We start from the raw sequence: 21,444 nt of genomic DNA, 5'->3' as shown, positions 1-21,444 counted from the left end.
GTATATAATATATACTTCTTTTTATTTATGTTTAGAGTCTATGTATCTTAGTATTCCTTGAGCTATACCTTCTGCCATTTGATTTTGATAACTTGAGTCACTAAGCTTTTTTTCTTCTTCCTTATTACTTATAAATCCAGCCTCTACTAAAACTGATGGCATTTCTGTCTCTCTTAAAATTTCTAAGTTAGAAGGATAAATACCTCTATTTTTAGTATCTAAATATAAACATATTGTATCTTGTATAGATTTAGCTAATTTTTCTGATCCATCAATATTATTAGACTGATAATATGTCTCTGTTCCAGACGCGGATCTTCCTCCACTTTCTGAATTTAAGTGTATTGAAACAACCATATTTACCCCTTGCTCATTAGCCATTTTGCTTCTTTCTTCTAAAGATACATATGTATCTTCTGTCCTAGTTAGAATAACTTCTAAATCTTCATATTGAGATAAATCTCCTGCTACTTTCTTTGCAATTTCTAAGGATATATTTTTTTCTAAGCTGCCATCTACGCCCTTAGCTCCTGCATCATTTCCTCCATGCCCAGGATCTATCAATATTTTAATTTTCCCTTTTGATTTGTCTTCATCCAAGCTAAGATGTTCAATTTCAGTATTGTCTTGAGTTTTAGTCTCATTGCTTTTAGAATCAGTTTTTGTTTTATCCTCACTCGTTGACCCTGCTAACATCTTTAACCCAAACATTATTGAAAATATAATTGCTAATAATAAAAATACTAAAATTAATAGTCTTGATTTTTTTATTCTTTTTCTCTTAACAGTTTTTTTCTTCTTTGCCATACATCCACCCTTCTACTCTATAATTCAGGTTAATTTTAGCATTTTTCGATTATATTTTCAATATGACTAACCTTATCCGCCTAAAGTAATATCTTGTTTGCTATACCAATTTATTGCTTCATGTATATGGTTGTGTTTAAAATCTGGCCAGTAATCATCTAAAACATAAAAATCTGCATATATAGATTGTACAGGTAAAAAACCACTTAGCCTTCTTCTTCCACCCCATCTTATTATTAAATCTAATCTAGATACGTCAAAAGACTGTATGTATTCATGTATATTGTTTTTATTATTTCCTTTAGCAGTAGATAATGTATTTAGGTCCCAATGCCACCCATAGTTAACTAACAAATTAGCTTTTATTTGCCCATCCTTAGCTTCTGTACGACTAGTATATGGAATTAGTTCCTTTGGGAACATCGGCGAACTCGTATTTCCTATAACCAATAAAGATGCTCCTTCGTCTACTAACATCTTAGCTGCATTTACACACGCATCAGTAAAAGCTTTGGTCTGTGGTGCAGGTCTCTTTGTATTATCCGTAGTAAATCCATAAAATGTAACTTCATCTACGCCTATATCTCTGCATACCCTGTATGCTTCAAGTCCTGGATCTAGTCCATTATCATACCCTTTGTCTTTAGTAAGGCCATTAGATTCAGCCCACCTTCTATTTCCATCTGGTATTATTCCTACATGTTTTGGAATTCTCATTTTAATCACCTCTTGATGTGAATTATTGACACATATAGAAATTTTACACAATTTAAAATATTTTATTAAAATTTTTTAAATTTTCAATAAAATAACTCCATTATTTATTATATTTATAGTAAACTATAAATATATTTTAATTCGGAGGTATTACATGAGGAAAAATTTGTTTTTAGTTTTTTTACTTTTTACTTTTTTACTTGTAGGTTGCTCTTCTAAATCAGATATTAAAGACTTACCTGTAAGTGAAATTAAAGATGCTATATTAAAAAATAATCTTTTAGACGTAGATCCTTTAAATGATATTCCCGCTTCAGAATTCCATGCTCTTAGTTCTGTAAAAAATGATATTAACGAAGGCTTTATGTTAAGTGCTATGATAAATGTTAAATTAAGAGATGTGATAGTTATTAAAACTGATAATCCTGAAGTTATAATTAACGCTTTAGAAAAATATAAAAATAATTCACTAAAACTATTTGCTGATGGATATGGTGGAGAAGATAATATGGAAAGTGTATCAAATTCAATATTGAAGACAATAGGCAACTATGTATATTTTATAGCTACTCCAAACGCAGATGAGATTGAAAAAGTAATTTTAAATACTATTCAGAAATAACAATTGATCTATCTGCTTTATTCTGTTAGTTAGCTATTAGTAGTTTAAGTACTTCTAAGTCTTGTTGTTTTTTTTATTAAATATGTTATATAATCACTTTAGATATATTATTTTAATTTTAGGAGGGTATTCATGGAACCGTTATTTTTAAAACCATTGTTTATGTACAGAATATGGGGAGGAACTGCATTAAGAGATAAGTTTAACTATGAAATTCCATCTGAAAATACAGGTGAATGTTGGGCTATAAGTTCTCATGAAAATGGAGATTGCGAAGTTATAAATGGAATGTTTAAAGGTATTACTTTATCCGACTTATGGTCTAATCACAAAGAACTATTTGGAAATATGCCCGGAGATAAATTTCCATTACTTACAAAAATATTAGATGCTAATGATAATTTATCAGTTCAAGTTCATCCTGATAATGAGTATGCTAAGGAAAACGAAAACGGAGAATTAGGTAAAACTGAATGCTGGTACATAATAGATTGCGATGATAATGCTGAAATGATTTTTGGACACAATGCTAAATCTAAAGAAGAGTTAGAATATATGATTTCAAATAACAAATGGAGTGATTTACTTAAAAGGGTTAAGGTTAACAAAGGAGACTTTTTCTATGTCCCTAGCGGAACAATACATGCTTTATGCAAGGGAACTCTAGTTTTGGAAACTCAACAAAATTCTGATACTACTTACAGAGTTTATGATTATGATAGAGTTGACTCTAATGGGAATAAAAGAGAACTTCATGTAGATAAATCTATAGCTGTTACTACAGTCCCTCATGTTGAAAATAAACCTGACTACAATATTATTGAAAATAATAACTTTAAACTTACAACATTTGTAAGTAATGAATTTTTTAGCGTTCATAAATTAGATGTTTTCACTGAGTATAGTTCAACACAAGATAAGCCATTCGAATTATATAGTGTCATAGATGGTAGCGGAAAACTAGTATCAAATTCAAATGAATATAGTTTAAATAAAGGCGATAACTTTATATTACCTAATAACTTTGGAGAATTTAAACTAATAGGTAATTTACAATTAATAATTTCTCATATGTAGTTAAAAAGGGATGCATATTTATTTTAATACATCCCTTTTACTTATTTATAATAACCTAGTATTTTTATATATCTTCTCTCTCCTTCTTTTTCACTTAAAGGAAAATCTATCAAGTCATCTGTATGCTGACATATTAAGTAATCTAGTAAGTAATTTCTATCATCTAATATTACTTCACTTATTATCATCGTGTGATATGCACTACCTTGATATATTAATTGAACTAAATCTCCTTTTTCTAACTCATCATAATCTGCTAGCACTGCATATATACCGTAATTTTCTGCTTTATATTGATTGTTATTTAAAACATATCTACCAAATGCATCTGCAGATGTCCAAGTTGGAGTTCTACTAAAATCACTATACCAATACCATTTGTGCATTATATCTTTTCCTTCATGGTCAAACGGTATGTCACCTGCATGTATACACTGAGATATATAATTAGTACAGTCCCCGCCCCATGGGTCATAGTCTTTGTATTTAGGATTTCTATATAAAGCCCAAGTCCTAGCATAATCAACTGCTGATTCTCTATTATATTCATTTAAGAATCTCATATTATCACTCCATTACATAGCTTTTAATGTAATTTGATATGTCACTTTCATTATCTTTAAAATAAATTTTAATTTCGTCTATATCGCATGTATCTTTATTTTCATATGAAGAAAATACTATAGATACATAGTCCTTTGTTATATAAAATTTTTGTCCCATATTGCTCTCTATAAGTCCTGTAGTTTTGAAAATATCTTCAATTAGCAACTCTCTCTTTCTTTTAAGATCAAAATTATAAGTATTTATATAGTTTATTGTTTTGTTAGAATTGTAAATTTCTGAAAATATTATAGATATGCTAATTATATTATTTTGATTCACATGCTCTTTAAACTCTGTAAAAATAATAGTATTAATATTAGAGTGTGTATATTCATCCATAGATATTTCTTTAAAAATTAATATATCATCATGTATTTTTTTATTTATATATTCTATAAATAAATCATTGTGTATATTCTCTATTACAGGATATTCTATTATACAGTTAAATTTTTTATCTATTATGTCTATATATCTTTTTTTTATATCTACCATTTAAATAGCCTCCTGTGTTTAAACTATATTATTATGTATGATAGCATTGTAAATTTTGATATAAGTTTTTTTATTTATTGATGTTAAATATGTATTTTTAGTTTAATATAAATATATACAAAGCAAAATTTTTATATAAAAGGGGGATACTATGTCTATTTTTAAAAAAGTCTTTATTTTCATTATAATCATTTTAGTATTATTACCTGTAAGCATATTTGGTTATATTCACTCTAAAATAAATAAAGTATACGATCCATCTTCATCCATAAAATCACTTAAAGAAACAAATTATTCATCCGAAAAAGGAATAACTAATATTTTATTAGTTGGAACAGATGCTAGAAATACCGAGGAAAAATCTAGATCTGATGCCATGATGATTTTAACTGTAGATAATAAGCATAAAAACCTAAAGCTTACATCTTTAGCTAGAGATACATATGTAGAGATTCCTAATCACGGAAAGCAAAAGCTAACACATGCATATGCTTATGGAGGCCTTAATTTATTATTAGAAACACTTGAATCTAATTTTAAAATAGATATTCAAAATTATGTTGTTGTGAATTTTTTCTCATTCATTAATATAATTGATACTTTAAATGGAATTGTTGTTGATGTAAAACCTAATGAAATACAAGAATTAAATCGATATATACCAGAATGTTATTCTTTTGACCAAAATAAAAATAAAAATCCTATGAAAAATATAGAGTATTCAGGTAAACAAAAACTAAATGGTTATCAATCCTTAGCTTATAGCCGAATTAGGTATAACGATAGTGCTCTAGAGCGAGACAATAGACAAAGACTTGTACTTGAAAGTTCATTTGAAAAAGCTAAGCATTTGCCAATTAATAAATACCCTGATTTAATAAATGGCATCTTGCCATATGTTAAAACTAATATGAATACATCCGATATTTTATCTATCGGTAATTCCATTTTATCTATGGATAATTTTAATATTAAAACTTTAGAATTTCCTATAGAAGAGTATAGTACTGGTGGTATTTATAAAAACGCTGGATGGGTTTGGCGTTATGATGAAGATAAGTGTTTGCCAATACTTAATGATTTTATTTTTAATGATAAAGTATATAAAAAATAAAATAAAAAACCGATTAGATAGACTATTTATAACATCTATTTAATCGGTTTTTTAGCAAATATTATTTTTAAATTAAAACTTCATATATTACTCTATTTCAATTATTTCTCCATTCTCACAAACTAAAACTGTAAATAATACACCTGTACCACCTTGTTTCATAAGTTCTTTTGATTTAATTTGAACTATATATCCCGTCTTTCCATTTACATTTTCCATGTCTTCATTTCCAACATATACTGTATCTGCATCATTTCCATATTTTGTTTTACAAAATTCAATGGCTTTATCTAAAGTAAAATCAGTATTTGACTTTTTATTCTTTTCTTTATATTCTTTGCTTTTCAAATCATATTCGTCTTTATTGTCTTGTTTACTAATATTTGCACTATCTACATCCGCACCCTTTTTACCTAAACTGTGAACTGCAAAATATAATCCAGACACAACTAAAAGCATTATTAATATGTATTTAATTATTTTTTTACTCATCTACGTTTTCCTCTATTTATTTTCTAAACTATATCTATAACATTGTATAGCATCTTCTTGTTCTCTAATAAATCTTTTCGCAACGCTATCTTGAACAGCCTGAGAGTTATTTGCAAAATAAACTAACTGCCCATTTTCATCTTTACGTCCTCTTTCTGCATATACCGCTTTTATAAAATCTTCTACATTATTACACTTACTTTGTAGTGGTGATATTATTCTATATGATCCTGTAACTCCATGCTGAACTGCTGTTGACCATAGTACATTACGACCTGCAAATGTAGATACTACATTTGAAAAATCACCTGATTTTAATAATTTATTTACTAGTTTATCGTAAAAATTCTCTTTTACATATTTGTGTTGTAAATTATAGAATGTATTATTATGATTTTGTGCAATTTCTTTCCAAGCTTTATCGAAATTAGGTCCGCAATTTGTATTATCATCTAATGCTCTTGCATCAGTTAATTTTTTATAAAATTCATTATTTTCATTTCTCAACCAGCTAACAAATTCATCCAATGATCCCATTGTGGAAGAGAACTGCCATGCACCATATGACTTTCCACCATAATCTCCATTTCCACTTGATACAAGTCCTGGATCTCCATTAGATTCATATCTTTCTGATAACACACCTAAGAACTCATTATTTAAATTATCTTCAAAAATTTCAGTTGTATTAACTCCACTTACAAACATGCTAGCATATCCATTATAAATTTTCCCATTTTTAACATACTCTATTTGATAATATGTTAAATCAGTTTTTACTCTTCCTAAAATAACTACTCTATCACCTGATTGCATTGTAGTTAACACATCAGCCTCTAAACTAGGTTCTTTTCGTAAATTTAAAGCACTAACTTTAATTCTAGCTTTTCCAACTGTACTTTGTACTTCATTAGAAGATAATTCAATGTCCCCTATATTTTTTATCCCAATACTTTTGACTTTATCTTGGAACTCTGGAGAGTTAAATATACATTTTAAAACATACTTTTTACTTCCACCATTTACAATTTGATTTAGCCAAAAATTTAATCCGCCAATATCAGCTTCTCTGCCTAAAATACCTTTATATACAGCTTTTACATACTCTTCACTTGAATATCCTTTATTTTTAAACTCATCACTATTTATAAAAGAATCTACTACTTGCGCCACACTTCTATTTCCACTTATAATTTGATCCGCCCAGAAATTTGCTCCACTTGGATCTGCTTTTCTTCCATGGAATCCTAGATAAAAGTTCTCTACTATTCCCTTTACTTCACCTTTTCTATCATCTAAACTTGTATCTATAGTTCCTTTATTTTTAATTCCTATATTATCTAAATTTTCTTGGAATTCTTTTGAATTCATGTTTATAGCTAACACAGAAACTCTTGAATTTCCAGACTCTAAAACCCCTACCCAATAGTTTAATTCTTCATTATTAGGAGTTCTATTAAATAAAGCTGTGTATATAGACTTCACATATTCTTCATTAGTGTAGTTTTTACTCTTACATTCTTCACTATTTGTAAATACAAGTAAAATGTCTGCTATACTTTGTTTACCGTCTAGAACTTGGCTTGACCAAAACTCTAATCCTCCATTATCCGCTTCTCTTCCATAAATGCCCTTATAAAATTGATTTATTAAATTTTTAACACTTCCCTTATTGTCATTTAAATCTAAGTCTATTTGACCTTTGTTTTTTATTCCCATTAGATCTAACTTAGTTTGAAACTCATTAGAGTTAAATATATTGTATAATACAACTTTTCTGCTTTGTCCTAATCCAAGTTGACTTGTCCAATATTCTAGTCCAGCTGCATCCGGTTCTCTACCTTGTAATCCTATGTACAACGCTTTTACATATTCTTCATTATTATAATTTTTACTCTTACATTCATCACTATTTATAAAACACTCAAAAACATTAGCTACCGTTCTTCTTTGACTAACTATCTCATTTGACCAATATTCTAGTCCATCATTATCTGCTTCTCTTCCATAGAACCCCTTATAAAATTGTTTTATAAGTATTTTACAGTTCTCTTTTACATCTGATGAATATGACCCATTCTGAATTTGATTTTCTTTTATTTCAACAGACTGTTTATTTTGTTCTTGAATCTCTGGTTGGTTTTGTTCTTTATTTTGATCTTCATTTACATTTTTTTCTGTTGTTATAACTTGTTCTTTATCTTTTTCCTGTATTTGATTTTGCATAGGTTCTTCTATGATTTGCATGTCTTTTGTTTCTGCATTTACATCAATCAAATTAATTGAACATAAATTAAGAGCGATTAAAAAACTAATCGTACTTTTCTTCATAATTGATATCTCCCTCACATGATTTAAATTTTCAATATTAACCCCGACTTAAAACATTAAAATTCAAATTTTATGTAATATGTTAAACTTGATTTAAATTATATAATGAGCTTTTAATAAACTCAAAAAAGATACACTTACTTTTTATACAAAGTAGTGCAAAATTTTAACTTTAAACTTTTTAATATATATTAGTTCACATTTAATCTACTAATTTAACTTTTATTAAATGTGAACTGTTTTTAGTTTTTGATTTTTGATTTAAATACGTCTTGCATTTTGCTAATAGATATTTCCCAGTCTAATTTCATTGCAGTTTCTACTGATGCCTCAGATAATTTTTTAAGTAAATTTTTATCATTTATTAATATTTCTAAATTTTTAGCAAGACCTTCAATATCTTCAGGATCACAGATTAAGCTATTTTCATTATGTTTTCCTATTTCATCTAAAGCTCCAGTTCTAGTCCCAACTACTACGCATCCACATGCCATAGCCTCTACTACTGTAAGTCCCCATCCCTCAGACTTGCTTGGGAAGATAAATACATCCGAACTTAAGTATATATCTTTTAACTCTTCCCTAGTTGGGTTCATCTTAAATTCTGCATATTCAGGTATATCTTCTCCATCTTTTATTCCAAACAATTTTAAATTTATATTTGGATTTTTTTTCTTTACAATTTCAAAGGCTTTTAACCCGTCTTTAAATCCTTTCCAATCCAAATCATGGTACATCATGCAAACATTTATATCATCAGTATTAATTCTTCCTGTATTATTGAATTCATCAGTATTAATACCGTTATATATTAGTTCACTTTTATTATCAAATTTTTCACTCATTAAATCTTGTAGCCATTTAGCTATTACTATTTGGTTTAATGGCAACTTATAGCTATTGTCAACTTTTTCTTTACTTCCACTCCATATTTCATAGTGCTGAATTAAATAAAACTTAGCTCCTTTACTTTCAGCTAAATCATTAACATCATATGCCGTTGGCCATGCTGTAGCTACAGTTATATCTGCATCTCTTATAAACTTATTTTTTATAGTAGGAACTAATTTAATAGGAACCTTTAAATCAAACCAGTCAACTACATTTCTTCTTTTGATTGTATTTCCAATAGATGCTTTAGCTACTCTTAAACAAGATTTTATTCCTTCATCTGAAAACGAGTATGCCTTCATTGGCACATATATTAATACATCATGTCCATGCTCTTTCAATCTATTTGCATATTCAAAAACTATTTTAATTCCACCTGTAAAATTAGTGAAAGGGATTATAAAGTTTATTTTCATTAAAATACCTCCCTTTTACTTTAACTTGTAATTTTTATACTCGCCAGATAATATATTTTCCCACCAAGTTTTATTATCTAAATACCACTCAATAGTTTGTTGTATTCCTGTATCAAAATTATACTTAGGTTTCCATCCTAATTCATTTTCTAATTTAGTTGGATCTATCGCATATCTTAAATCATGTCCTGGTCTATCAGTTACATAAGTTATTAGGCTTTCCGGTTTATCTAATGCTTTAAGGATAGTTTTAACAACTTGTAAATTTGTTCTTTCATTGTGTCCACCAACATTATATACTTCTCCAACTTTTCCTTTATGAATTATTAAATCTATAGCTGAACAATGATCTTCAACATGTAGCCAATCTCTTACATTTTCTCCATTTCCGTATACCGGAAGAGATTCATCATTTAAAGCTCTAGATATCATTAATGGTATTAATTTTTCTGGGAAGTGATATGGACCATAGTTATTAGAGCATCTTGATATTGTCGCTGGTAATCCAAAAGTTCTTTGATATGCATGAACTAAAAAATCAGCTGAAGCTTTAGATGCTGAATATGGAGAACTTGGATTTAAAGGTGTATCCTCTGTAAAGAATAATTCTAACTTATCTAGAGGTAAATCTCCATAAACTTCATCAGTAGAAACTTGGTGATATCTTTCAACTCCAAACTCTTTTGATGCATCTAATAATACTTGTGTTCCTATAACATTTGTTTCTACAAATATTCCTGGATCTTCTACAGATCTATCTACATGAGATTCAGCTGCAAAATTTACAACTATATCAAATTTTTCTTCTTTGAATAAGTTAAATACAAAATCTCTATCTGCAATATCACCCTTTACAAATTTGTAATTAGGCTTATCTTCAACAGGTTTTAATGTTTCTAAGTTTCCTGCATAAGTAAGCGCATCTAAATTAACTATCATATAGTCTGGATATTTATTTACCATATAATGAACAAAGTTCCCACCAATAAAACCTGCTCCTCCAGTTACTAATATCTTTTTCATAAAATTATTCTCCTTTATATTCAAACGGTATGTCTAATTCTTTTAATGTTTTTTGTACCTTATCTTTTTCTGATAATAATATTTCTTTAATTCCATCTAAAGGCCATTCTATTCCCACTTCAGGGTCATTCCATAATAATCCGCTGTCAAATTCTGGTGCATAGTAATCTGTACACTTATAATTAAATACAGCTTCATCAGATACAACTAAAAAACCATGGGCAAAACCTTCTGGAACATAAAATTGCTTTTTATTTTCAGAAGTAAGAAGTATTCCTTCCCATTGACCAAATGTTGGCGATCCCTTTCTTAAGTCTACTGCAACATCATAAACAGCCCCTTCAGTAACTCTAACAAGTTTTCCTTGAGTATGCTTAGTTTGGAAATGCATTCCTCTTAAAACACCTTTTTTCGACTTAGATTCATTGTCTTGAACGAATGTCATATCAAGTCCAGCTTCTACAAAATCTTTTCTGTTATAACTCTCCATAAAGTATCCTCTATTATCTCCAAATACTTTAGGCTCTATTATATATAAATCTTTTATTTTAGTTTCTATAAATTTGAAGTTACCCATTATCTCACCTCATCTGCTATTTTTACTAAGTATTTACCATAATCAGTTTTCATAAGTGGTTTAGCTAAAGTTAAAAGTTGTTCTTTGTCTATATATCCTTTTCTATATGCTATTTCTTCTAAGCAGGCTATATATAATCCTTGTCTCGTTTGAACAGCCTCAACGTAATTAGATGCATCTAGTAATCCTTTGTGAGTTCCTGTATCTAACCAAGCCATTCCTCTTCCAAATAACTCTACCTTTAACTTTCCTCTTTTTAAATACTCATTATTAACTGATGTAATTTCTAATTCTCCTCTTTCAGATGGTTTAACATTTTTAGCAATTTCTATTACATCATTATCATAAAAATATAATCCAGGTACTGCATAATTTGATTTTGGAACTTCCGGTTTTTCCTCTATAGATAAAACATTAAACTCTTTATCAAATTCTACTACTCCAAATGCTTTTGGATCTGCAACCTGATATCCAAAAATAGTTGCTTCATCTCTTTCTACCGCTCTTTGAAGTCTTTCACTAAATCCATATCCGTAGAATATGTTATCTCCAAGAACTAATGCTACTTTATCATTACCTATAAAATCTTCACCTATTATAAATGCTTCTGCAAGACCATTTGGATGTTCTTGAACGGCGTATTCTATCTTAATACCTAATTCATCTCCACTTCCAAATAATTCTTTAAATACACTTATATCTCTAGGTGTTGATATTATTAAAATGTCTTTTATTCCTGCTAACATAAGCACTGACATTGGATAATAAATCATCGGCTTATCATAAATAGGTAATGCCTGCTTTGATACACATTTTGTAATAGGGTATAATCTTGTTCCTGATCCACCTGCTAATATAATTCCTTTCATAATACCACTACTCTCCTTTTAAGTATTCTGCTAAAGATTCTTTCCAATCTCTAAATGAGTTTAATCCAACTAATTTAAACATAAAGTTATCAAGAACTGAATATGCAGGTCTTGGTGCTGGTCTTTTAAATTCTTCACTTGTAACTGGATTTACTTTTATATCTATATTTTTTAATTCAAAAATTTTCTTGGCAAAATCATACCAGCTACATTGACCTTCACATGTCCCATGATATGTTCCATAATATTCAGTATTCATTAATTCAATTATAGCTTTTGCTAAGTCTACTGTACTAGTAGGACTTCCAACTTGATCATCTACAACATTAAGTTCAGTATTTGTTTCCGCTAATTTAAGCATAGTTTTGACAAAGTTATTTCCGTCTCCATATAACCATGCTGTTCTCACTATAAAATACTTAGAACAAAACTCCTTTGTAAACTTTTCCCCCATCAACTTACTTGTTCCGTATATAGAGTTAGGACAAGTCATATCATCTTCTCTATATGGTCTTTTACCACTACCGTCAAATACATAATCAGTAGAAACTTGCACAAATTTAGACCCTATTTTTTCACAAGCTATTGCTAGATTTCTAGGGCCTAATGCGTTTATTTTATAAGCATTCTCTATATCATTTTCACATAAATCAACCGCAGTATGAGCCGCACAATTTATAACAATATCTGGATTTTCTCTAGTTATAGCATCATTCACGCTTTTAAAATCTAATATGTTTAGATTTTCTCTATCTGTTTTTATGACATCATAACTACTAATCACATGTAATTGTTTAGAAAGCTCTAATCCTAATTGACCATTACTACCTGTAATTAATACTTTCATAATATTACCTCTTTCTTATTTAAATTCAAAGACTTTACACCCATACTTCCCTATCTTGTGATCTTTAAGGCCTTCTTCTATATATTTATATTTATCTTTTCTTCTAAACCTATCTACTATCATCTTTAGCTTCCAATAAATATTAAATTTGGCACTATTGTTTAAAGTATCTTTGAATTTCTGATTAAATAACATAACATTTCTAGTCATATAATATAATACCATAGGAGATTGTTCTCCACCTGTAGATGCACTTACTTTATGGTAGATTTTACTTTCTGGTATATACATTATTTTATATCCGTTTAGTCTTGCTCTATAACAAAAATCAACATCTTCCATATATAAAAAATATGAATCATCATATAACCCTATATTTTTTATTACGTCTGTTTTAATTAACTGCAAGCATCCAGTCAAAAACGTTACTTCTTTCTTAATGTTATATTCTTCACTATCTTTACAATTTATTCCATAGTGATAGCCTAAACACTTAGATTCGTCTATATATCCTCCAGCTGACCATATAGTATCTGGTTTACTGTAATACATTATTTTTCCCGCAGATACCCCTATATCACTATTATTTTCCATTTCATCAATTAAACTATTTAAAAAATCAGGTTCTACAGTTGTATCATTATTTAATAAGCATATATAATCTGCTCCATTTTTTAAAGACCATTCTATTCCTACATTATTTCCACCTGAAAAACCTAAATTTTTTCCAGTTTGTATAAAATGTACAAATTTATTTTCTTTTATAAATTCTTTTATATGTTTTTCTGATTCATTAGTTGATTTATTATCTACTACAACTATTTTACAATTTGGATACTCAATAGACTGCAAGCTTTTTATGCAGTCTATTGTATCTTTATATCCATTATAGTTAAGTAGTATTATATGAACACTTGGATTATTTTTCATAATTACTCCTTTTAAGATAACTATTTATATAGCCTCAGTTTTTTTGACAATATCATCCATTAAATTTGATATTTTTTCATCAACTATATTTTTATCTTTACCATTACATCCAAAATAGAACTTTATCTTAGGTTCTGTTCCCGATGGTCTTATAGCTATCCATGAATTGTCTTCTAATATAAATTTTAGTACATCTGATTTTGGAAGACCATCTATACCATTTGAATAGTCCTTTAATTCTTTTATGCTTAAACTACCTATCGATTCTATATTGGAATTTCTAAAGTAATTCATTATAGATTTTATTTTTTCCATTCCATCTATACCTTTTAAAGTTATAGATTTTAATTCTTCTCTAAAATATCCGTATTTTTTATAAATTCCCATTAAACCTTCGTATAAACTCATACCTTTATCATAATAGAATGCTGCCATTTCAGATATTAATAAAGCTGCAACAACAGCATCTTTATCTCTAGCATGAGTTCCAACTAAGTATCCATAGCTTTCTTCATATCCCATTATAAATGTTTTTTCATTATTATTTTCAAATTCATGAATTTTTTCACCTATAAATTTAAATCCAGTTAAAGTATCTATAGATTCTACTCCAAAAGATTTTGCTATTACTGATCCTAATTCTGATGTAACTATAGTTTTTACAATTGTAGGATTAACTGGAAGTTTATTTTCATTAGTTAAATTTTCTAATATATAATTAACTAGTAATGATCCTACTTGATTTCCATTTAATACTATGTATTCTCCTTCAGTATTTTTAACTACAACTCCAACTCTATCGCAGTCTGGGTCTGTTCCTATTATTATGTCAGCCCCTTCTTTTTTCGCTTTTTCTATAGCTATATTGAAAACTTCTTTTTCTTCAGGATTTGGATATTTTACTGTAGAGAAATTAGGATCTGGTAACTCTTGTTCTTTTATTACCTCCACATTTTTAAATCCAACTTCTTTAAGTGCAGTTCTTATAGGAACATTTCCTGTACCATGTATAGGTGTGAAAAATATTTTTATCTCATTTCCAACTTTGTCTATTATATCTTGTCTAAGAACTTGAGTTTTAACCGCTTCTACAAATGCTTTGTCTACCTCTTCACCTATAATTTTTAGTAACCCTTTTTCTATAGCTTCATTTTTACTTATAGTTGGTATAATACTATACTCTTTTACCTCGTTAACTTCTTTAATAATTTCTGAAGCAATATCTGGGCATACTTGTCCTCCATCAGTCCAGTATACTTTATATCCATTATATTCTGGTGGATTATGGCTAGCAGTTATTACAACTCCAGCTGTACATCCTAAATATCTAACAGCAAAAGATAATTCTGGAGTTGGTCTTAAGCTATCAAATATATATGCCTTTATTCCACAAGCAGCTAAAGTTTTAGCTGTTTCTAGACAAAACTCTGCTGATTTATGTCTACTATCATATGCTATTACAACACCTTTTGACTTGCCTTCATCTCCACATTTTTGTAATATATAATTTGCAAGTCCAAAAGTTGCTCTTCTTACTGTATAGTCATTTATTCTATTTGTACCAGCTCCAATTACCCCTCTTAGTCCACCTGTTCCAAATTCTAAGTTTTTATAAAATCTATCTTCTATTTCTTTTTCATTATTTTTTATACTTAATAATTCTTTTTTAGTTTCGTCATCAAAATAAGGATTATTTATCCATTCATCATAATTTTTCATATATTCCATAATTATCCACCTCTTGTTTTAAAAGTTTTAAGTATACTATAGATACTTAGTTTTTCCTTCTTCTTTTAATTTTTCTACAATTAGTTTAACATCTTGAGCCTTATCTTTTTTACATACCATTACTGCATCTTCCGTTGAAACAACTATCAAATCTTTTATTCCAACTGTAGCTATCAATTTATCTTCTGAGTAAACTACAGAATTTTCAGTATCAATAGATATAGTTTCACCTCTTTTTATATTCCCTTGCTCATCTGTATCATATATAGCTCCTAGTACATCCCATGATCCGACATCATTCCAACCGAATTCACCAGGCACTACAACTACATCATCACTTCTCTCCATAATCCCATAATCTATAGATATAGATGGAATCGTAGGATAAATTTGTTTTATCATTTCAAATTCTTGGTCTGTTCCTATATATTTTGAAAGTTGTTCCAACTTATCATACACTTTTGGCAAATATCTTTTGAAATCTTCTAATATTTTAGAAACCTTCCATACAAACATTCCACTATTCCATACATATTTTTGAGATTTAACATATTCTTTAGCCTTCTCATAATTAGGCTTTTCTACAAATTCTAATACTTTATATGCTCCATTATCATAACTTTCGTCTTTATCAAAGTTTATATATCCGTATCCTGTAGATGGAAATGTAGGATTTATACCTATAGTTACTAATTTATCATTTTCACTAGCAACTTTTATTGCATCATTAATTGTATTTATATATCCTTCTTCATCTTTTATATAGTGATCAGCTGGATACACACACATCACTCCATCACCATGTTTTTTCATTATGCTAAATGCAGCAAAACCTATTGCTGCTGCAGTATTTCTAGCTGATGGTTCTTGAAGTACATTTTCATGTATACATTTATCTTGCACAGTTTCCTTTAATAAATCACTTTGAGTTTCATTAGTTACTATATATAAATTATTTTTATCAGAAATAGAGCTAATTCTATCTATAGTTTCATTAATTAGTGTATCTACTCCACTTAAATTTAATAGTTGCTTTGGGCTAGCTTGTCTACTCATAGGCCAGAATCTAGTTCCTCCGCCTCCAGCCATTATTACATTAAATATATTCATATCTATCACTCCGATTTTTTTATAATACTCTACCTATACTGTTCATTTTGTTCTTATGTTCTAAATGTTTTTCATCCACATAATTCTTAATCTTTGACTTGAATATTTCTTCATCAAAAGTTAATGCATGTTTTCTTATATCTTCTTTGTCCCAATTCATTTTTTCAAACTGTTTTACAGCTTTTACTAATTCATCTGTTTTTTGATCTTCAAAGAATAATCCAGTTCTTTCAGATACTACAGTCTCTAATGCTCCACCTTTGCCAAATGCTATTACTGGTCTTCCACTCGCTTGAGCTTCTAATGGCGTTATTCCAAAATCTTCTTCCCCAGGGAATATAAATGCTCTACAGTTAGCATAATGCTCTTTTATTACTTCATCCGGTTGTCTTCCCATTATCTTAACATTATCTTTTGCTATAGACTTTAAGTACTCTAACTGAGATCCCCCGCCTATAACCACTAGTGGTAGTCCTAATTCATTAAATGCTTCTACAGCTAGATCTATTCTTTTATATGGTACTAATCTAGAAACTATAAGGAAGTATCCTTCATCCTTATCCGATATATTAAAATATGAACCTTTAACTGGAGGATGAATTACATCAGCTTCTCTTCTGTAGTGTTTATAAATTCTTTTTGCTACATTTTTAGAATTTGCTACATAATAGTCAACTCTATCTGCAGATGCTTTATCCCACATACGTATGTAGTTCATTATATATTTTATAAGTTTTTTCTTAGCTTTTCCTAGTTTTTCTCTTTCCATATATTCATAATAGAACTCCCATGCATATCTCATAGGTGAATGGCAGTAACATATATGTGCTGTATCTGGTGCAGTAATAATTCCTTTTGCACAAGAAGATGAGCTTGATAATACTACATCATAATCAGTAAAGTCTAATTGCTCCCAAGCTGTTGGCATAAAAGGTAAAAACATTTGGTGATTTGTTTTACCTTTAGGTAATTTGTCAATAAATGTAGTTCTTACATCAATATTTCTTAATTCTGGATCTAAATTTTGTTCATTATAAGATACTGTGTATATTGGTGAATCTTCATATATTTGTTTAAAGTTTATAACAACCTTTTCAGCTCCACCCATATTGGTTAACCAGTCATGTGCTAAAGCAACTTTCATAATTATTCTCCTCTTAATACTTTTTGATATATTTCATAGGTTTGTCTTGCAGTTTTTTCCCAAGAAAAATAACTGCTCCTCTTTATGCCTTTTTCAATCAAATCATTTTTTAAATTTTCATTAGTTATTACATCTTCTATTTTAGAAGCTATATCATTAATATCATATGCATTGCAGATTAATGCTGCATCCCCAACAACCTCATCTAATGCACCTTCGCTTGAGGAAACAACTGGTATTTTTCTCGCCATAGCTTCTATAGGCGGGAATCCAAACCCTTCATAAAGAGAAGGGAATGTAAAAACATCTGCACATCTATATAAGATTTCTAATTCTTCATCTGTTACATAATCAGTAAAAATCACATAATTTTCTATGCCTAATTCTTTTGATTTATTAAGAATTTCATTATACATCCATCCTTTTTTACCTGCTATAACAAGTTTATGGTTGTACCCTTTTTTTCTTAATATTGAAAATGCCTCTATTAATCTTTCTAAGTTTTTATGTGGAGATATAGTTCCCACATACAATAAATATTTTCCATCTATATTAAATTTATTTAATATACCATCTTGATCTGATTTACTTATATCTACATGAGTATATTCAAATCCATTATAAACGACTTCAATTTTTTTCTCATCTACATATGGGTAATATTTTTTCAATTCTTTTGCTGTAAAATTAGAAATACATATCAACTTATCAGCTTTATTTATTGTATTTTTCATGAAAAATTTTTTTATAAAAACTTGACTCTTTGTATATTTATCTTCCATAGTATGCATAGCCATGTCATGTATCGTAGCTACTTTTTTGCCTCTATACAGTATAGGAGTTGCATAATCTGGAAAATGTACTAACTCATATTTTTTAAATATTTTTATACTATTTAACTGTTCTTCTAAAATTCTATCTTTACTTCCATTTATTTCTCTATCTAAAACTTTAATATTATCTTGTCTAAAACTAGATTCCACACTTCTATGAATAAGTATATCAACACTTCTATCCATATATTGTGCTAACTTATGTGTGTACCTAGATATTCCTGCTCCATTTTTAGCATATTGTAATCCATTTATTATAACTGAATTCATATTTGTCACCTTATTTCAATTTTTTGTTTACATATATTTTTTCATCACTATTTAATATTACATAGTCTGCTATTGCAAAGTATATCCATAGATATAGGTAGTATGGCTCTGGAACTGAAATAAATAATATCCCCCAACTAATTGTTATTAATATAGCTAAAGATATAGTTTCAGATTTATTTATCTTAAATAACTGATATAATTGTTTAATCAAGAATATAGCAAATAAAGTATTTCCTACTATACCCATAGCTGCTAACCATGTAGACATTAAATCTTTTGACCTTAGGCTTCCAAACCCAACACCAAATAAAAAATTATCTTTAAACACCTGTAAATGCTGCATTAATGCTATAGTTCTTTCACTCCCTGATACCCCTCCACCTTTAATTTTAAATAAAAAGTCTCTGAATATATCCGTATTAATAAGGTATATAACAATAGCAATAGATATAACAAAAAATATAGTTATCCCTAATAAAATTAAACCTCTTCTTTCTGAGTTCAAGAAACTTGCCTTTACATTTTTATAATTTTTAATAAATTTGTTTATAGCCAATATTATTAAAATACCTATAAACAAAAACATACCGATTAAAAAACTACTGCTCTTAGATACTACTAAAGGTATTACCATCGTAAATATATAAATTATATATATATATATATTAACTTTTTTAATGTAATTTTTAAAGTTATAAATAACATAGCATAAAATTGGTACTAATGCTAATGCATAAAAAGAAGGCTCACCTGTTGGCCCCGATGGTCTGTTGACAACTAAGTTTAAAAAATCAACTTGCTGAATATTGTAGTTATAGTGTCTAAATAATAAATCAAATATTTTATAATTTAAGAACATCTGGATAATACCTAAAACTCCTAAAGATATTCCACTATATAAAATTACATCATTAAACTTATTCATAAAATTTTCATATCTACTATATTCGCGATCAATAGAAGTATATGATGTGAAGTAAACTATAAATCCTAATAATAAGTATATTAACTGAGTTATATTACTTAAAGAAAATCTTACAGGAGAAAAGTCCATATGAGAGCTAACACCTATTACATAACTATCTGTTTTATCAAAAAATAAAGGTATAAATATCGATATACTCGCATATAAAATGAACAATGTTAAAAATACATTTACATTTTTATATTTTATATTTTTAATTATAATTAATTCATAAATAAATTTACATATAAGAAGTCCTGCCATAAACTGTTGTAATCCTATATATAAATCTAAATATTCAACATATGCAACTGCTGTTGATGTGAAAAAAGAGGTAAATAAAGTTAATAATACAAAATTAGATATATCCAATTTTATACTTAAAAAAATCATAAGAGGTATAATTACCCATCCTATATACATAATGCTCATATTTTAAGCTATCTCCTTTTTAAACAAAATTGACAAAAGCTTAATATTTTTTATTTTAAGCTTTTGTCTAAAATACATTTTATTATGATGCATTTTTATCTCCTAATAATGCTGGTATAGTCATCATTATAAGTTTAATATCTATAAATATATTTCTTTCTTTTATATATTTCAAATCTAGTTCTATCCATTCTTCAAAATCTATATTATTTCTTCCACTTACTTGCCAATAACAAGTTAATCCCGGCTTAACCGATAACCTTTGTAATTGGTATTCATCGTACTCTGCAACTTCTCTTGGAATAGGAGGTCTAGGACCCACAAAACTCATATCTCCTTTTAATATATTTATTAATTGTGGTAGTTCATCTATACTAGTTTTTCTTATAAATTTACCTACCTTAGTTATTCTAGGATCATTTTTCATTTTAAACGCTGGTCCATTCATTTCATTTTGCGCTTTCAATTGTTCTAGTAACTCTTCTGCATTGTGAACCATAGATCTAAATTTATACATTTTAAAGGTTTTAGGATATTTCCCATTTCTTTCTTGGCCAAAGAAAATACTTCCTTTAGGGTCTTCTACCTTAATTGCTATACTTACAACTATAAATATAGGTGATAATATTATAAGTCCTATCAAAGACCCTGTTATATCAATTAATCTTTTAAAAAAAAGATACATTGGAGATGCATATGCATCTGCATCATATACGAATTTCCCATCACTTATATCTATTGAATTATTGCTTAAATATTTATTTTGCATATTTTCTCCCCTTTCATTTTTATATTATTATTTGTCGTTAATTACTATATTATTATATTTTTAAATATGCAATTACTTCTTAAAATTGCTTATTATTCTATCTTATTATAAATTTTACTTTCTTATTTTTAATTACATATAATTTCAATATAAAGTGTCATCTTTTTTATACAAAACTTATATATTAGATTTATAATTTAATTTTTTTAATCTGTGTAAACTTTATGATATTTTACATTTGTATTTGTCCTTCCTAATTTAATAAATATATTTTTAGTTTGATGGTATTATGTTAATAAATTTGTAAACCCTAATAAAATCAAAACAATATTTTCAATTTTATTATTTAACTATAAATTCATTAAGTCATTATAAAT

General features: G+C 28.1%; 21 protein-coding genes. 3 read left to right on the top strand and 18 right to left on the bottom strand.

Annotated features, from left to right (window positions below; translation table 11 throughout):
- Window positions 1–21: 21 nt before the first annotated feature.
- Window positions 22–807: an N-acetylmuramoyl-L-alanine amidase family protein gene (locus RWY47_RS17715; protein ID WP_142729781.1), complete on the bottom strand. Its 786-nt coding sequence runs from the start codon at window positions 805–807 to the stop codon at window positions 22–24.
- Between the two features lie 72 nt (window positions 808–879).
- On the bottom strand, window positions 880–1,524 hold the full coding sequence (uppS, locus tag RWY47_RS17710; protein WP_021429998.1) for a polyprenyl diphosphate synthase: 645 nt from the start codon (window positions 1,522–1,524) through the stop codon (window positions 880–882).
- A gap of 154 nt (window positions 1,525–1,678) precedes the next feature.
- Between uppS and RWY47_RS17705 the strand changes: the two genes are divergently transcribed.
- Window positions 1,679–2,146 (top strand): DUF4358 domain-containing protein, encoded by a 468-nt coding sequence (locus RWY47_RS17705; protein ID WP_224170834.1) that lies wholly within the window; start codon window positions 1,679–1,681, stop codon window positions 2,144–2,146.
- 132 nt (window positions 2,147–2,278) lie between these two features.
- Window positions 2,279–3,223 carry a mannose-6-phosphate isomerase, class I gene (gene manA / locus RWY47_RS17700; RefSeq protein WP_224170833.1) on the top strand — a complete coding sequence of 315 codons (945 nt, stop codon included), beginning with the start codon at window positions 2,279–2,281 and terminating at the stop codon, window positions 3,221–3,223.
- Window positions 3,224–3,264: 41 nt separating this feature from the next.
- Here manA and RWY47_RS17695 read toward each other — a convergent pair whose 3' ends face one another.
- A complete protein-coding gene (locus tag RWY47_RS17695) occupies window positions 3,265–3,786 on the bottom strand; it encodes an amidase domain-containing protein (protein WP_150886941.1) in 522 nt (173 codons plus the stop codon).
- A 4-nt stretch (window positions 3,787–3,790) separates the two neighbouring features.
- The gene (locus RWY47_RS17690; RefSeq protein ID WP_224170832.1) at window positions 3,791–4,324 is read right to left on the bottom strand and encodes a hypothetical protein; all 534 of its coding nucleotides are present in this window, start codon (window positions 4,322–4,324) and stop codon (window positions 3,791–3,793) included.
- 151 nt (window positions 4,325–4,475) lie between these two features.
- Here RWY47_RS17690 and RWY47_RS17685 point away from each other — a divergent pair, with 151 nt between their 5' ends.
- Window positions 4,476–5,438, top strand: coding sequence for an LCP family protein (locus tag RWY47_RS17685; RefSeq protein WP_224170831.1), 963 nt, complete (start codon window positions 4,476–4,478; stop codon window positions 5,436–5,438).
- 87 nt (window positions 5,439–5,525) lie between these two features.
- Here RWY47_RS17685 and RWY47_RS17680 read toward each other — a convergent pair whose 3' ends face one another.
- The 14 genes from RWY47_RS17680 to RWY47_RS17615 all read right to left on the bottom strand — a co-directional run bounded on the left by RWY47_RS17680 (window position 5,526) and on the right by RWY47_RS17615 (window position 21,067).
- Entirely contained in the window at window positions 5,526–5,930 is a 405-nt protein-coding gene (locus RWY47_RS17680; protein ID WP_142729775.1) for a hypothetical protein, read from the bottom strand.
- A gap of 12 nt (window positions 5,931–5,942) precedes the next feature.
- Window positions 5,943–8,261 carry a DUF4214 domain-containing protein gene (locus RWY47_RS17675; protein ID WP_224170830.1) on the bottom strand — a complete coding sequence of 773 codons (2,319 nt, stop codon included), beginning with the start codon at window positions 8,259–8,261 and terminating at the stop codon, window positions 5,943–5,945.
- Window positions 8,262–8,503: 242 nt separating this feature from the next.
- The gene (locus tag RWY47_RS17670) at window positions 8,504–9,568 is read right to left on the bottom strand and encodes a glycosyltransferase family 4 protein (RefSeq protein WP_142729773.1); all 1,065 of its coding nucleotides are present in this window, start codon (window positions 9,566–9,568) and stop codon (window positions 8,504–8,506) included.
- A 15-nt stretch (window positions 9,569–9,583) separates the two neighbouring features.
- A complete protein-coding gene (gene rfbB / locus RWY47_RS17665; protein WP_224170829.1) occupies window positions 9,584–10,591 on the bottom strand; it encodes a dTDP-glucose 4,6-dehydratase in 1,008 nt (335 codons plus the stop codon).
- Between the two features lie 4 nt (window positions 10,592–10,595).
- On the bottom strand, window positions 10,596–11,168 hold the full coding sequence (gene rfbC, locus RWY47_RS17660) for a dTDP-4-dehydrorhamnose 3,5-epimerase (RefSeq protein WP_224170828.1): 573 nt from the start codon (window positions 11,166–11,168) through the stop codon (window positions 10,596–10,598).
- A complete protein-coding gene (gene rfbA / locus RWY47_RS17655) occupies window positions 11,168–12,037 on the bottom strand; it encodes a glucose-1-phosphate thymidylyltransferase RfbA (RefSeq protein WP_142729770.1) in 870 nt (289 codons plus the stop codon). The genes rfbC and rfbA overlap by 1 nt, the downstream gene beginning before the upstream one ends.
- Before the next feature lie 7 nt (window positions 12,038–12,044).
- Entirely contained in the window at window positions 12,045–12,884 is an 840-nt protein-coding gene (gene rfbD, locus RWY47_RS17650) for a dTDP-4-dehydrorhamnose reductase (protein ID WP_142729769.1), read from the bottom strand.
- Between the two features lie 15 nt (window positions 12,885–12,899).
- Window positions 12,900–13,814, bottom strand: coding sequence for a glycosyltransferase family 2 protein (locus tag RWY47_RS17645; RefSeq protein WP_142729768.1), 915 nt, complete (start codon window positions 13,812–13,814; stop codon window positions 12,900–12,902).
- A gap of 24 nt (window positions 13,815–13,838) precedes the next feature.
- Window positions 13,839–15,542, bottom strand: coding sequence for a phospho-sugar mutase (locus RWY47_RS17640; protein ID WP_316030383.1), 1,704 nt, complete (start codon window positions 15,540–15,542; stop codon window positions 13,839–13,841).
- A 36-nt stretch (window positions 15,543–15,578) separates the two neighbouring features.
- Window positions 15,579–16,652, bottom strand: coding sequence for a mannose-1-phosphate guanylyltransferase/mannose-6-phosphate isomerase (locus tag RWY47_RS17635; protein ID WP_224170827.1), 1,074 nt, complete (start codon window positions 16,650–16,652; stop codon window positions 15,579–15,581).
- A gap of 19 nt (window positions 16,653–16,671) precedes the next feature.
- A complete protein-coding gene (locus RWY47_RS17630; RefSeq protein WP_053832678.1) occupies window positions 16,672–17,796 on the bottom strand; it encodes a glycosyltransferase in 1,125 nt (374 codons plus the stop codon).
- A 2-nt stretch (window positions 17,797–17,798) separates the two neighbouring features.
- On the bottom strand, window positions 17,799–18,899 hold the full coding sequence (locus RWY47_RS17625) for a glycosyltransferase family 4 protein (protein ID WP_224170826.1): 1,101 nt from the start codon (window positions 18,897–18,899) through the stop codon (window positions 17,799–17,801).
- A gap of 10 nt (window positions 18,900–18,909) precedes the next feature.
- Window positions 18,910–20,298, bottom strand: coding sequence for a hypothetical protein (locus RWY47_RS17620; RefSeq protein ID WP_316030382.1), 1,389 nt, complete (start codon window positions 20,296–20,298; stop codon window positions 18,910–18,912).
- A gap of 82 nt (window positions 20,299–20,380) precedes the next feature.
- Window positions 20,381–21,067 (bottom strand): sugar transferase, encoded by a 687-nt coding sequence (locus RWY47_RS17615; protein WP_142729763.1) that lies wholly within the window; start codon window positions 21,065–21,067, stop codon window positions 20,381–20,383.
- Between the last annotated feature and the right edge of the window lie 377 nt (window positions 21,068–21,444).

This window comes from Paraclostridium sp. MRS3W1 (genome assembly GCF_032465715.1).
GTDB classification, from domain to species: domain Bacteria; phylum Bacillota; class Clostridia; order Peptostreptococcales; family Peptostreptococcaceae; genus Paraclostridium; species Paraclostridium dentum.
Note: the sequence above shows the minus strand (reverse complement) of the source record. Positions and strands in the feature narration are given on the sequence as shown.

What these genes read in the sequence shown, in the direction of transcription:
- RWY47_RS17715 (WP_142729781.1), bottom strand. Translation starts at nt 807, where the DNA reads ATGGCAAAGAAGAAAAAAACTGTTAAGAGAAAAAGAATAAAAAAATCA.
- uppS (WP_021429998.1), bottom strand. Translation starts at nt 1,524, where the DNA reads ATGAGAATTCCAAAACATGTAGGAATAATACCAGATGGAAATAGAAGG.
- RWY47_RS17705 (WP_224170834.1), top strand. Translation starts at nt 1,679, where the DNA reads ATGAGGAAAAATTTGTTTTTAGTTTTTTTACTTTTTACTTTTTTACTT.
- manA (WP_224170833.1), top strand. Translation starts at nt 2,279, where the DNA reads ATGGAACCGTTATTTTTAAAACCATTGTTTATGTACAGAATATGGGGA.
- RWY47_RS17695 (WP_150886941.1), bottom strand. Translation starts at nt 3,786, where the DNA reads ATGAGATTCTTAAATGAATATAATAGAGAATCAGCAGTTGATTATGCT.
- RWY47_RS17690 (WP_224170832.1), bottom strand. Translation starts at nt 4,324, where the DNA reads ATGGTAGATATAAAAAAAAGATATATAGACATAATAGATAAAAAATTT.
- RWY47_RS17685 (WP_224170831.1), top strand. Translation starts at nt 4,476, where the DNA reads ATGTCTATTTTTAAAAAAGTCTTTATTTTCATTATAATCATTTTAGTA.
- RWY47_RS17680 (WP_142729775.1), bottom strand. Translation starts at nt 5,930, where the DNA reads ATGAGTAAAAAAATAATTAAATACATATTAATAATGCTTTTAGTTGTG.
- RWY47_RS17675 (WP_224170830.1), bottom strand. Translation starts at nt 8,261, where the DNA reads ATGAAGAAAAGTACGATTAGTTTTTTAATCGCTCTTAATTTATGTTCA.
- RWY47_RS17670 (WP_142729773.1), bottom strand. Translation starts at nt 9,568, where the DNA reads ATGAAAATAAACTTTATAATCCCTTTCACTAATTTTACAGGTGGAATT.
- rfbB (WP_224170829.1), bottom strand. Translation starts at nt 10,591, where the DNA reads ATGAAAAAGATATTAGTAACTGGAGGAGCAGGTTTTATTGGTGGGAAC.
- rfbC (WP_224170828.1), bottom strand. Translation starts at nt 11,168, where the DNA reads ATGGGTAACTTCAAATTTATAGAAACTAAAATAAAAGATTTATATATA.
- rfbA (WP_142729770.1), bottom strand. Translation starts at nt 12,037, where the DNA reads ATGAAAGGAATTATATTAGCAGGTGGATCAGGAACAAGATTATACCCT.
- rfbD (WP_142729769.1), bottom strand. Translation starts at nt 12,884, where the DNA reads ATGAAAGTATTAATTACAGGTAGTAATGGTCAATTAGGATTAGAGCTT.
- RWY47_RS17645 (WP_142729768.1), bottom strand. Translation starts at nt 13,814, where the DNA reads ATGAAAAATAATCCAAGTGTTCATATAATACTACTTAACTATAATGGA.
- RWY47_RS17640 (WP_316030383.1), bottom strand. Translation starts at nt 15,542, where the DNA reads ATGGAATATATGAAAAATTATGATGAATGGATAAATAATCCTTATTTT.
- RWY47_RS17635 (WP_224170827.1), bottom strand. Translation starts at nt 16,652, where the DNA reads ATGAATATATTTAATGTAATAATGGCTGGAGGCGGAGGAACTAGATTC.
- RWY47_RS17630 (WP_053832678.1), bottom strand. Translation starts at nt 17,796, where the DNA reads ATGAAAGTTGCTTTAGCACATGACTGGTTAACCAATATGGGTGGAGCT.
- RWY47_RS17625 (WP_224170826.1), bottom strand. Translation starts at nt 18,899, where the DNA reads ATGAATTCAGTTATAATAAATGGATTACAATATGCTAAAAATGGAGCA.
- RWY47_RS17620 (WP_316030382.1), bottom strand. Translation starts at nt 20,298, where the DNA reads ATGAGCATTATGTATATAGGATGGGTAATTATACCTCTTATGATTTTT.
- RWY47_RS17615 (WP_142729763.1), bottom strand. Translation starts at nt 21,067, where the DNA reads ATGCAAAATAAATATTTAAGCAATAATTCAATAGATATAAGTGATGGG.